Origin of the sequence: Nocardia sp. No.11, assembly GCF_038752175.1 — a bacterium.
Taxonomy (GTDB): domain Bacteria; phylum Actinomycetota; class Actinomycetes; order Mycobacteriales; family Mycobacteriaceae; genus Nocardia; species Nocardia canadensis.
This window is the reverse complement of the sequence record NZ_JBCGFB010000157.1, coordinates 1-12,042: the sequence shown is the minus strand read 5'-3', so window position 1 is coordinate 12,042 and position 12,042 is coordinate 1. Positions and strand designations below refer to the sequence as shown.

Annotated in this window: 9 protein-coding genes and 1 pseudogene; 4 read left to right on the top strand and 6 right to left on the bottom strand. The window is 70.3% G+C overall.

The window, feature by feature from the left end:
• A pseudogene (locus tag V8688_RS28820) lies at nt 1–238 on the bottom strand (polysaccharide biosynthesis protein); the annotation flags it as partial.
• A gap of 290 nt (nt 239–528) precedes the next feature.
• On the opposite strand from V8688_RS28820, the gene V8688_RS28815 reads away from it, so the two are divergent.
• The gene (locus V8688_RS28815; RefSeq protein ID WP_342802112.1) at nt 529–2,607 is read left to right on the top strand and encodes a hypothetical protein; all 2,079 of its coding nucleotides are present in this window, start codon (nt 529–531) and stop codon (nt 2,605–2,607) included.
• Here V8688_RS28815 and V8688_RS28810 read toward each other — a convergent pair.
• Entirely contained in the window at nt 2,573–3,742 is a 1,170-nt protein-coding gene (locus V8688_RS28810; protein WP_342802111.1) for a glycosyltransferase family 4 protein, read from the bottom strand. The two genes, V8688_RS28815 and V8688_RS28810, sit on opposite strands and share 35 nt — an antisense overlap.
• Nucleotides 3,743–3,896: 154 nt before the next feature.
• Between V8688_RS28810 and V8688_RS28805 the strand changes: the two genes are divergently transcribed.
• Complete coding sequence (locus V8688_RS28805; protein WP_218718509.1) at nt 3,897–4,769, top strand: class I SAM-dependent methyltransferase; 873 nt, start codon at nt 3,897–3,899, stop codon at nt 4,767–4,769.
• Nucleotides 4,770–5,204: 435 nt separating this feature from the next.
• Nucleotides 5,205–6,662, top strand: a complete 1,458-nt coding sequence (locus tag V8688_RS28800; protein ID WP_342802110.1) for an aldehyde dehydrogenase — start codon at nt 5,205–5,207, stop codon at nt 6,660–6,662.
• Here the strand turns inward: V8688_RS28800 and V8688_RS28795 are convergent.
• Complete coding sequence (locus V8688_RS28795) at nt 6,659–6,838, bottom strand: hypothetical protein (protein ID WP_218718511.1); 180 nt, start codon at nt 6,836–6,838, stop codon at nt 6,659–6,661. The two genes, V8688_RS28800 and V8688_RS28795, sit on opposite strands and share 4 nt — an antisense overlap.
• Before the next feature lie 289 nt (nt 6,839–7,127).
• Nucleotides 7,128–8,078, bottom strand: coding sequence for a helix-turn-helix domain-containing protein (locus V8688_RS28790; protein WP_316573000.1), 951 nt, complete (start codon nt 8,076–8,078; stop codon nt 7,128–7,130).
• A 114-nt stretch (nt 8,079–8,192) separates the two neighbouring features.
• On the opposite strand from V8688_RS28790, the gene V8688_RS28785 reads away from it, so the two are divergent.
• Nucleotides 8,193–8,948 (top strand): phosphohydrolase, encoded by a 756-nt coding sequence (locus V8688_RS28785; protein ID WP_218718513.1) that lies wholly within the window; start codon nt 8,193–8,195, stop codon nt 8,946–8,948.
• 54 nt (nt 8,949–9,002) lie between these two features.
• Here the strand turns inward: V8688_RS28785 and V8688_RS28780 are convergent, their stop codons facing one another.
• A complete protein-coding gene (locus tag V8688_RS28780; RefSeq protein ID WP_218718514.1) occupies nt 9,003–10,835 on the bottom strand; it encodes a phosphoenolpyruvate carboxykinase (GTP) in 1,833 nt (610 codons plus the stop codon).
• Between the two features lie 240 nt (nt 10,836–11,075).
• Nucleotides 11,076–12,042, bottom strand: a 967-nt coding sequence (locus tag V8688_RS28775; RefSeq protein WP_342802109.1) for a hypothetical protein, incomplete at its 5' end; no start/stop codon positions are given.

Here is a 12,042-nt window from a genome sequence, read left to right as displayed (position 1 = left end):
GAACGAGCACCACGGCGACCGCGGCGACGAGCGCGGCGCACCGCCACTGCATCGCGCGCACCGCCCGCAGGTCGGCGCCGCGCACCACCTCGCGCGCCACCACGTTCTGCATGGCGAGCGCGGGCACGGCGCACAGCAGCTGCACGGCGAGCAGGCTCGCGAACTCGCTGTACCCGGCGACGCCGAGCCAGCGGCCTGCGAGCAGTTGCAGCAGGTACCCGGCGACGTTGGCGGTCATCGCGCCGGCCGTCACCCAGGTCAGGTCAGCTACGACAGGGGGGCGACGGACCGAGGACACGCCTCATCGTCGCACCTCGACGGCCCTCGCATCACCAGTACCCCGAAAATGTGAGTCCGACCGGACTCACCTTGGGTGTCGCAGCCCGTCGGCACCGGGAATCCGGGCCGCCTCGCTCGTGGCCACGACTCGATCGAGGCAGGCGTCGACGGCCCGACCGCATCACCCACGACGGTCGGCGGACCGGGTCGGCCCGCCGGGCAGCGGGACGGGACGTAAGGTGCACTGGCGTGACGGGAGATAGGCGTGTGCGGGCCTGGGTGGCCGGATACTGCGCACTGCTCGCGCTGATCATCGTCGGACCGCTGGCCGGGTCCGGCTATCTGCTGCTCCGCGACGCCGTCAGCACCCCGCGCTCCTACCTCACCGATTCCGCCCTCGGCCTCGGCGCCGCCGCGCCCCGCGCCGTTCCGCAGGACGCGTTGCTGGCCGTCCTGTCCCCGCTGATCGACGGCGGCCTGCTGGTGAAGGCGATTCTGATCGTCGCCCTGTGGGCCGCCGGTTACGGCGCCGCCGTCCTCGCCCGCGAGTTCCTCACCGCCTCGGCCCCCGCCCAACTGGTCGCCGCCACCCTCGCCCTCTGGAACCCCTTCATCGCCGAACGCCTCCTCCAGGGCCACTGGAGTCTCCTCGCCGGCTACGCCGCCCTCCCCTGGACCGCCATGGCCGCCGCCCGCGTCAGACAAGCAACCCGGCGCGATCGCTCGCACTTCGTCGACGGACCACACATCCCTACCACCGCGAACCCGCGCGGGAACACGACCATGAGCGGCGATGCGGACGCGCACTCGGCCGCAGAAGCGAGTCCCGTTGCGGGGAGGCCCGCCGAGGCACAGCGCGAGAGCTCGAGCAGCGGCGGATCAGGGGCCCAGGTGGAGCCCGGTGGCAGCGGCGGATCAACAGCCCAAACGGAACCTGGCGCCCCTGGAGGACTCAGCCGGGGTGCGGCGATCGGCGCGTGGGCGGCCCTGACGGCCGGTTTCGCGGCTGCCGGGCTGACACCCACCGGATCGCTGCTGGCCGCGATCATCGGGCTCGCACTGGTCGGGCGTCGAGCGTTCCTCCCCGCCACTGTCCTGTGGATCGCCACCTGCGCGCCCTGGCTGACGGCGACGGCGCTCGGATCGGGGGCCGAGCCGTCGGATCCGGCGGGCGTGTCGGCGTTCGCGGCCCGCGCCGAGCCGTGGCTCGGCACGCTGGGCAGTCTGGCCGGGCTCGGTGGCATCTGGAACAGCGAAGCGGTGCCCGCCACCCGGACGACGCCGTTGGCGCTGGTCGGCACCCTGGTGCTGCTCGGCATCGTCGCGCTGGGCGTGCGCGCCGTGTGGGCGCTGGGCCGAAACGGTCAGGCCCTGCTGGTGATCGCGGCGGTGTCGATCGTGCTGCCCGCACTCGGCGCGACCGGCCCCGGCCTCGCGATCGGCGAATGGCTGGTGGTGCACATCCCCGGCGCCGGCCTGCTGCGCGACACACAGAAGTACGTGGCACTGGCGATGCCCGCCTACGCGCTGTGCGCGGCGGCCGCGTGCGCGACGGTTCTCGGCTGGACGCGCCGAACACCACCGGCACGACAGGAGCCGACGGCGCGACGGACGAACCCGGGGACCACGAACCCCACCGGCCCTGGGACCACCAACCACGCGGGCTCGCCAGCCGACGGCGTCCCAACGCATCGCGGAACATCCACTGTTGCCGCACTTCTCATCGCTCTCTTGATCCTCCCGCTGGCCGACCTGGCTTGGGGAGTGGGTGGCGAGATGCGGCCGGTGCGCTACCCGGCGGGGTGGGCGCAGGTCGTCGAGCGCATGGACGAACCAGGGGATGTCGCGGTTCTCCCCGCCGGGATGTTCCGCCGATTCCCCTATAGCGGGACAGCTCCCGTCCTCGATCCGGCGCCGCGCATCCTGCCCGACGACGTCCTGCAGACCGGCGAACTCCGGGTCCGTGGCTACGCCGTCAACGGCGAGGGCAACCGGGCACGCAGGGTCGAAGACGCGCTGCTCCGGGGCGCGACCCCGGCCGAGATCGCCGCACTCGGCGTCGGCTGGATCGTCGTGGAACGCACCACCCCCGGCCCGCTGGGCGAATCCGGGAAGACGCTCGCCGCGGCGGAATCGGCCTATCAGGACTCGGATCTAGCGCTGTACCGGATCGCGGGTGCTACCCCCACCGACATCGCCACACCCACCCAACGATGGATTTCGGCGGCAGCGCACCTGCTGTGGGCGGCCCTGCTGATCGGCGGACTACTCACCGCCGCACTGCTTCCGCGAATCAGCCTTGGGCTGGCGGTGCGACCAAACCGGTGACGAAGGCACCGCGAGCGGCGGCGGAGAGCACCTCGTAGACCCCGGAACCGGTCTGCTCCCAGGAGAATTCGCGCGCACGAGCCCGCGCCTTCTCCCCCATCATCAGGCGGGTGTCCGGATCGGCCAGCAGGTCGGCTGCCGCTTCGGCGAGGGCGGGGGCGTCGTCGACCAGCAGCCCGGTGACGCCGTCGACGATGGAATCGGTGAGGCCGCGCGAGCTGCGGTAGCCGATGGTCGGCACCCCGTGCTGAGCCGCCTCGATGACGGCCAGTCCCCAGCCCTCCTTGCGGGAGGGCATCACGTGCACCCACGCGGTCGACAGGATCTCGTGCTTGCGCCGCTCGTCGACGTGGCCGTGGAAGGTGACGGCGTCGGCGATGCCCAGCTCGTCGGCGCAGGCGCGCAGCTTCGGCGCCCACCAGCCGTCGCCGATCACGTCGAGGTGCACATCGGGGAAGCGCGCGCGCAGCGCGGCGACGGCGGTCAGCGCGTCCTCGATCTGCTTGTGCGGAACCAGGCGCGACAGCACGGCGATGCGCGGGTGGGTGGCGCGGGTGTCGTCGGCGCCGGGGACGACTTCGGCGGGGACCGGCTCGGCACCGTTGCGGACGACGGCGATGCGCTCGCGGTCGACGCCGAGCACGGCCAGTTCTTCGGCCGAGGGCAGCGACACCGTCAGGTACTGGTTCTCGCGGTGCACGCGCGGGGAGAGCCGCGACTCGATCCACCACCCGATCCGCCCGACCAGTTTGCCCGCGACCGGCCACTGTTCCCGGTGGCCGTGGTGCACCAGCACCACGGAGGGCACGCCGGTGGCGGTGGCGAAGAAGGGGATGCCGTTCTGGGTGTCGATCACGACGTCGGGGCGCACCCCGCGCAGCGGGCCGATACCCAGCCGACCTGCGACGATGGCGGCCAGCGCGCGGGGGTAGACGGTGAAGCGGCCGCCGGCGCGGCTGATGTCGATGCCGTCGATCCGCTCCCGGCGCGGGGCACCGGGATACCCGGCCGTGCGCAGCGTGACCTTGATGCCGCGCGCGGCCAGCTGGGCGCCGACCTGCTCCAGGTACCGCTCGCTGCCGCCGCCCTGCGGGTGCCCTGTGTCACGCCAGCACAGCAGGAGGACTTCACGCACGGTCGGGGCTCGCAATCGGGTCGGCGGAGGACAAAGGTCGGCACCCACCCTAGCGGGTGTGGTCTGCGCGACACATCCGTATCGCCGCGTCCGTCCGCTGTGTCCGGCCGGACCACGCGATCGGCCCCGGTGACACTGCCCATAAACTCTGGCCGTGCCGACCGCATCCCCGCCGAGAACCGAGCAGCCCGTCCAGCGCCGCGACCAGTCCAGGTTCGCGCGCCGCGCGACGCTGCGCCGCTCGCTGCGGCTGCTCACCAGCTTCCGGTTCGAGCAGTCCGACCCGGCCAGGTTCTACGGCGGCATCGCCACCGACAGCGCCGACCTGATCGGCGACTTCTATGCCGACATCACCGGCCGCGACCTCACCGGCACCGTCGTCCTCGACGTCGGCGGCGGCCCCGGGTACTTCGCCGACGAGTTCACCGCGGCGGGGGCACGCTACGTCTCGGTCGAGCCCGACCCGTCGGAGATGCACGCCGCGGGCCTGCGGGTGTCCGGCTCGGTCCGCGGATCGGGGATGGCGCTGCCGTTCCGCGACAACGCCTTCGACGTCTGCTTCTCCTCGAACGTGGCCGAGCACGTGCCGCATCCGTGGGTGATGGCGGAGGAGATGGTCCGCGTGACCAAGCCCGGCGGCCTCATCGTGTACTCCTACACGGTGTGGCACGGGCCGTTCGGCGGTCACGAGACCGGCCTCTGGCACTACCTCGGCGGCGAGTACGCGGCCCGCCGGTACCGGCGCAAGCACGGTCGTGAACCCAAGAACAGGTTCGGCAGGTCACTGTTCGCCGTGACCGCTGCCGACGGTTTGCGCTGGGCGGCAACGACTTCAGCCGACGTACGGACGGTCTTCCCCCGCTACCACCCACGCTGGGCGTGGTGGCTGGTCCGAGTTCCGGTGATCCGCGAGCTACTCGTGAGCAACCTGGTGGTCGTGGCCACCAAGGGTGATCAGGCCAGCCAGCTCAATCGACGGGACCGGCGGACCGGCTCGGGTAGCGCGGCGGCCCACGGCGACTCCTGAATCGCCAGGCCCACCGTCTCCAGCGTCGTCAGGCCGACCTGATCAGCGAGTGCCCCGACCATCGCGACCGCCTCAGCGGCCTGAATGGCGGCAGTTGCCTGCTCGATCGTGAGTGTGCGGCCGGGCAGGAATGACACAACCCATCCCCCGCTGCCTACACTCTTCGCTTGATGGTCGGTCTGGTCGCTGGTCATCAACGATCGGCCGATCACTTGCACAGCCATGAGTCGGTCTCCCCAATTCGCTGTAAAGGTCTGATGAATCGAGCGAGCTGATCAGTAGCTAAAGCATCCCCTTTTCAACAACAGAACGCAATAGTGCGTTTACCCGAAAAGCGAACCGACAGGTTGGAATTCGCCCTGTTCACAGTCGTTGCGGGACAGCGAATTAGAACGTGTTGCAGACAACCCGGCCACAAAACTGTAACGTGTTCTTATGCACTACGACAGTCTGTTCATCGGCGGGAAGTGGACCACCCCTGCCGGTAGTGACCGCATTTCCGTGGTCTCACCCGCAACGGAGGAGACCGTCGGCAGCGTGCCCGCGGTAACGAAGGCCGATGTGGACGCCGCGGTCGCCGCGGCCCGCGACGCCTTCGACAGCGGACCGTGGCCATCCACACCGCCACTGGAACGAGCAGAGGTGCTCGCCAAGGCGGCCCGACTGATCGAGCAGCGTTCGCCCGAGTTGCTCGCCGCACTCACCGCGGAGATGGGCGCGCCTTCGTTAGCCGCCTTGACACTCAACCAGATTCCGGCCGTCGCCGCGCTGGACGCCTGGGCGGCACTGGCGAAGACGTTCCCGTGGAACGAGACTCGCACCGGCCTGTTCGGAACCTCGCGCGTCTCACGGGAACCGCGCGGCGTCGTCGCGGCGATCACCGCCTGGAATGTCCCGATGTTCCTCGCCGCGAACAAGCTCGGCCCCGCCCTGCTGGCCGGCTGCACCGTGGTGCTCAAGCCCTCGCCGCTGACCCCGCTGACGGCCAACCTCCTCGCCGACATCTTCACCGAAGCCGGACTCCCGGACGGTGTGCTGTCGGTCCTGCCCGCAGACGCGGCGGAGAGCGAATACCTCGCGAGCCACCCCGGCGTGGACAAGGTGACCTTCACCGGCAGCACCCCGGTCGGCCGCAAGCTGGCCGCGATCGCGGGCGAGCAGCTCAAGACCGTCTCGCTGGAGCTGGGCGGCAAGTCGGCCGCCATCGTGCTCGAGGACGTCGACCTGGCCGCCAGCATTCCCGTTCTCGCGTTCTCCGGGTTGATGAACAGCGGGCAGGGCTGTGTGGCGCAGACCCGCATCCTCGCCCCGCGCAGCCGCTACGACGAGATCGTCGACGCGCTGGTCGCGCACGTCAAGACCATGCAGACCGGCGACCCGACCGATCCGGCCACCCAACTCGGCCCGCTGATCAGCGAGAAGCAGCGCGACCGGGTGGAGAGCTACATCGCCAAGGGCAAGGAAGAGGGCGCGCGACTGGTCCTCGGCGGCGGCAGGCCCGCGGGCGTCGAGCGCGGCTGGTTCGTCGAGCCGACGATCTTCGCCGACGTCGACAACTCCAGCACCATCGCCCAGGAGGAGATCTTCGGCCCGGTGCTCTCGGTGATCCCGTACGAGACCGAGGAGGAGGCGATCGCCATCGCGAACGACTCCGACTACGGCCTGGCCGGTTCGGTGTGGACCACCGACATCGAGCACGGCGTCGAGATCGCGGCGAAGGTGCGCACCGGCACCTACGCCATCAACTGGTACGCCTTCGACCCCACCGCGCCGTTCGGTGGGTACAAGAACTCGGGCATCGGCCGCGAGAACGGGCCCGAGGGCCTCGACGCGTTCTGCGAGCAGAAGTCCGTGCTGATGCCGATGGGCTGGACGCCCGCGAGCACCGACTAGTTCTCCGGCATCTGCACCCGCAGTACCGGCTGTCCGGCCACTTGACCCCGGGGTGGCAAGTCGACCACGTCGACCCGCCACCCCGGCGGCAGTGCGCGCTGCAAACGTCCTGCCACCCGTTGCAGGGGAGTGCTCGAGTAGGTGTCGGACCCGTATCCGGTCACCACATCGGTCATGCGTGAACCACCTCTCAGCGTCGATCTCATCGGGACCGCGTCGGCGGTGCTGGAGTCTCGAAAGGGAGTTAGCTCGGATGGTGCGACGAACGGAGGAGCCTGACCAGGAATATAGGTCACGACTCCCGCCCAACGGCAGCGACCCTCTGACATCGAAAGATGTACCCAGAATCGAGTCGGGGAAATCGTCCGCACCGGAATCTGTCCGGAAACTCATAGTTCGCTTGTCCAGTTCATCACCGCCCATCGCCCCGAAAACCACGGCGAAATCAGCACACTGGCAACGCGGTCAGTGCCGCAGCGAACGGCGGTACGCCGAGGGCGTGAGCCCCGTCGCGGCGCGCAGATGATCACGCAACGCCGTCACACTGCCGAACCCCGCGCGCTGCGCGACCGTCTCGACCGGAAGCTGCGTGCGCTCGAGTAGCTCGCGGGCCCGCCCGAGCCGTTGCGCGTCGAGCCAGGCGCCCGGGGTGGCGCCGACTTCGGCCTTGAAGCGGCGGATGAACGTCCGCTCACTCATCAGCGCGTGCGCCGCCAGGGCCGAGACATCGGTGGCGGCTCGGGGATTCGCCGCCGCCCAGGTCAGCGTCGCGGCCAGACCGCTGCGGGGATCCGGGCCGCCCATTGGCCGCGGGATGTACTGGGCCTGGCCGCCCTCGCGGTGCGGCGGCACCACATTCCAGCGGGCGAGGTCGGCGGCGGCCGCCGCGCCGAGTTCCCGGCGCACCAGGTGCAGGCACAGATCCAGGCCCGCGGACAGACCCGCCGAGGTGAGGATGTCGCCGTCGTCGATGTAGAGGGCCGTCGGATCCAGTTTCACCGCCGGGTAGAGCTGGGCGAACTGGTCGCAGTAGCCCCAGTGGGTGGTAGCCGGGCGATCATCGAGCAGGCCCGCCTGGGCCAGGACGAAGGCGCCGATACAGATGCTGGCGATCGTCGCGCCCCGCTCCGCCGCCGCGCGCAGGGCGTCGAGCACGGGCTCGGGCGTGGGCAGCGTCGGCAGGCCGATGCCGGGCACGACGATCAGATCGGCCGCCGCCAGCAGCTCCAAGCCGTGCTCCACCCGCAGGTCGAAGCCGTTGGGCGTCCACACGGGACCGGGCCGGACGCCGCAGGTGCGCATCGCGAAGCCGACCGGCTCGCCGGTGACGCCGGGCCCGTGCCGGAACGCCTGCACCGCGCAGGCCAGGTCGAACGTCATCACCCCGTCCAGCGCCAGCGCGGCGACCTCGATCATGTCCCCAGTTTGGCACGTATCCACGCAATGCTGGCATTTCCGCCACTTCACCGGCCCGGTCCGCTCCGCGACACTCGACGGACACCGCGAAACACGCGTCGGAGGAGATCGACCATGCTCACCGTGACACCCGCCCTCGACTGGGACTGGGCCACCCACACCGGCGGGAATCTCACCCCCGCCCAGCGCCGCGCCCTCACCGTCGGCTTGCTCCGCGTCTCACCCGCGCTGGTATCCGGCCGGCTCCGGCAGGCGCTGGGCCGTCGCGGCACCGGGCGGCTGGCGCTGGCCGAACTGCGCCTGCCCGACACCGCGCTCGCCCGGGCTGCCGAAATCGAGGCGCGCGAACAGCTCTCGGACACGATGCTGGCGCACTCGTACCGCACCTACTTCTTCGCACGCGCCCTCGCCGAGCTCGACAGCGTCGACTACGACGACGAGATCGGCTACGTGGCCAGCCTGCTGCACGACCTGAAGCTCGAAACACCCACTCCGGGTAGATGTTTCGCGGTGGTCGGTGGTGAGACGGCGAACGATTTCGCGGTCCGCCACGGCGCTCCCGCCGACCGTGCCGAGGCGATCGGCGCGGCGATCGCGGCCCACCTGAATCCGGACGCGGCCGAAAACCTCGGCGAGCCGGGCGGTTTCGTCTCCGCGGGCGCCTCGGTCGACGTCCTGGGCCGACGGCTGGCCGACCTCGACGCCGGCTTCGTCGACGACCTGCTCGTGCGGCACCCACGTCAGGACTTCAAGCGACACCTCATCGCCTGCTTCACCGCCGAGGCCGCCGCCGTCCCCGCGGGCCGCGTCCACTGGCTCACCGGCGCGGGCTTCCTGCCGATGATCAGGCACTCGCCGTTCGCCGAATAGACGAAACCGCCCGTACCGAACGCGGTACGGGCGGTTCGCCGTTCAGGGGGCGGATCAGCCCAGGCGCTCCTTGAGGGCCTCGAACTCGTCGCGCACGCCCGAGGGCAGCTTGTCGCCGACGAACTGGAACCACTCCTCGATCGACGGGATCTCGTTGCGCCACTCCTCGACGTTCACCGCGAGGGCCTCGTCGACATCGGCGACGACCACGTCGAGGCCTTCCAGGTCCAGGTCGGCGGCCGACGGGACATTGCCCACCGCGGTCGCCTCGGCGCCCGAACGGCCCTCGATGCGGCCGACGATCCACTCCAGCACGCGGGAGTTCTCACCGAATCCGGGCCACAGGAAGCGGCCGTCGGTGCCACGACGGAACCAGTTGACGTAGAAGATCTTCGGCAGCTTGTTCGCGTCGGCGTTCTTGCCGAGGTTGATCCAGTGGTTGAGGTAGTCGCCCACGTGGTAGCCGAGGAACGGCAGCATCGCCATCGGGTCGCGGCGGACGGTGCCGACCTTGCCCTCGGCGGCGGCGGTCTGCTCCGAGCCCATGGTGGCGCCCATGAACACGCCGTGCTCCCAGCCGAACGACTCGGTCACCAGCGGGACGGTGGTCTTGCGGCGACCGCCGAACAGGATCGCCGAGATCGGCACACCCTGCGGGTCGTCCCACTCGGGGGCCAGGATCGGGCACTGCGACATCGGGGTGCAGTAGCGCGAGTTCGGGTGCGCGGCCAGGGTCTCCGACTCGCGGAGGTACCAGTCGTTGCCCTTCCAGTCGATCAGGTGATCGGGCTCGCCCTCGAGGCCCTCCCACCACACATCGTTGTCGTCGGTCAGGGCGACGTTGGTGTAAACGGTGTTGCCCGCCTCGATGGTGGCCATCGCGTTGGGGTTGGAGCTGCGGTTGGTGCCCGGCGCGACACCGAAGAAGCCGAACTCCGGGTTCACGGCGTAGAGCCGGCCGTCCTCACCGAACCGCATCCAGGCGATGTCGTCGCCCAGGGTCTCCGCGCGCCAGCCCGGGATGGTCGGCTGGATCATCGCGAGGTTGGTCTTGCCACAGGCGCTCGGGAACGCGGCGGCGACGTAGTAGTTCTTGCCCTCGGGCGAGATCAGCTTGAGGATCAGCATGTGCTCGGCCAGCCAGCCCTCGTCGTGGGCCATGGCCGAGGCGATGCGCAGCGAGTAGCACTTCTTGCCGAGCAGGGCGTTGCCGCCGTAGCCGGAGCCGAAGGACCAGATCTCGCGGTCCTCGGGGAAGTGGGTGATGTACTTGGTGTCGCTGCACGGCCACGGCACGTCGGCCTGGCCCTCGGCCAGCGGGGCGCCCACCGAGTGCAGCGCCTTCACGAACGGCTTGTCGGTGCCCAGCTTGTCCAGCGCGGCCTGGCCCATGCGGGTCATCACGCGCATCGACACGACGACGTACTCGGAATCGGTGATCTCCACGCCCAGCTTGGGGTCCTCGGCACCGAGCGGGCCCATGCAGAACGGCACCACGTACATGGTGCGGCCCTTCATCGAGCCGCGGTACAGCTCGGTCATGGTGGCGCGCATCTCGGCGGGGTCGACCCAATTGTTGGTCGGACCGGCGTCGGCCTCGGTCTTGGAGCAGATGTAGGTGCGCGACTCGACGCGGGCGACGTCGGACGGGTCCGACAGCGCTAGGAACGAGTTCGGCTTCTTCTTCTCGTCGAGCTTCTTGAAGGTGCCCGCCTCGACCAGCTGAGTGGTCAGGCGATCCCATTCCGCGTCGGAGCCGTCGGCCCAGACCACGCGATCCGGCTGAGTGAGCTCTGCGACTTCCTGTACCCAGGCGAGCAGTTCACTGTGCTCGGTCGGCGCGGTGCCGTCGGATCCACGAAGACCAGGAATGGTCGCTGAGGTCATGAAAACTCTCCTGAGATGGGCGGTTCTTCGATGCGAAGTCCATCGATCGCCACCGGGCGGGAAGGCGTCCGCAGCGAACCAACCACCGCACAACCCCAAATGGACGGCGTACAGCGACGTCCATGGACGGAGGCCGCGCATCGACTGGCACGGAGCGGACGCCCAGGTTCCTGGTTAAAGGTTAACGCGATATGACGATCGATACGGAATCGGGTTCCCTAATAACTACCCACAGGTCGATCACCCAATCTCGGCCTCGGCGCGTTCCAGCGCGGCGAGGTCTCGCTCGCACGCCGCCAGCTGAGCCGGGCGCTCGGCGACGAGGCGTCGCGCGAGGCTGTCCAGCTCCCCGACCCGGCGGTCGACCGCGACCGCGCGCGCCGTCGATTCCCGGATGACGTGCTCGGCCAATTCTGCCTCGACATCCACCAGAACCGCGGCGACACGCTGCTCCAGCTGGGCTTTCACATTCACCAGCGCCTCGGCCACCCACTGCGAGAGGTGGTTGCGCTCGGCCAGCTGACCCCGCGCGCGCACCACCCAATAGGCCGCGCCCGCACCGAGCAGCAGCGTCACCGGGACGCTCGCGGCGTCCAGCGCGGGCACGAGCGACAGCGGTGCGACGACCAGGCGACCGAGGCCGACGCCAGCCGACGCGCCGAGCGCGATCATGAGGTGATCTTCGACACCACGGTGCCGCGGCTCGGGCTCGGGGCCGACCTTCGGGGCCGGATCGTGCCTGCGTGCGGCGGGTGCCGTGGTGCCGACGCGGCGCGCGGTCTCGATGACTCTGGCGTCGATCGCGGTGTCGACCGCCACCGACAGTTCGGCGGCGGCCTGCTGTAGTCGCTGTGGGTAGGCGCGCAGCTCGGCGCGGTCGCAGCGGTCGAGTTCGGCGCGCGAGCGGGTGTGCAGGGCTCGCACCAGTGCGCCGACCTCGGTGGTGAGGTCGACGCGGGCCAGCTGGACCTGGCTGCGCACCGCCGACAGGCCGGTCTGGCGGCCGCCGTCGCGCTCGGCCAGCAGCGCGACCCGTTCCGCCCGCAGCCGGGTCGACTCCGCGCCGGACCGCAGCGCGGTGACCTGCTCGGTGATCCTGGCCCTGGTGTCGGTGAACACCCTGGTCAGCACGACCGAACGGCGCGCGGTGCCGCCGGTGGTCCGGTGCGCCGTCGCCGCGGCGAGCGCGGCGTGCAGGGCCGCAAGG

Excerpts from the sequence above, each read along its gene's own strand:
- V8688_RS28800 (WP_342802110.1), top strand. The coding sequence starts at position 5,205 with ATGCACTACGACAGTCTGTTCATCGGCGGGAAGTGGACCACCCCTGCC.
- V8688_RS28795 (WP_218718511.1), bottom strand. The coding sequence starts at position 6,838 with ATGACCGATGTGGTGACCGGATACGGGTCCGACACCTACTCGAGCACT.
- V8688_RS28790 (WP_316573000.1), bottom strand. The coding sequence starts at position 8,078 with ATGATCGAGGTCGCCGCGCTGGCGCTGGACGGGGTGATGACGTTCGAC.
- V8688_RS28785 (WP_218718513.1), top strand. The coding sequence starts at position 8,193 with ATGCTCACCGTGACACCCGCCCTCGACTGGGACTGGGCCACCCACACC.
- V8688_RS28780 (WP_218718514.1), bottom strand. The coding sequence starts at position 10,835 with ATGACCTCAGCGACCATTCCTGGTCTTCGTGGATCCGACGGCACCGCG.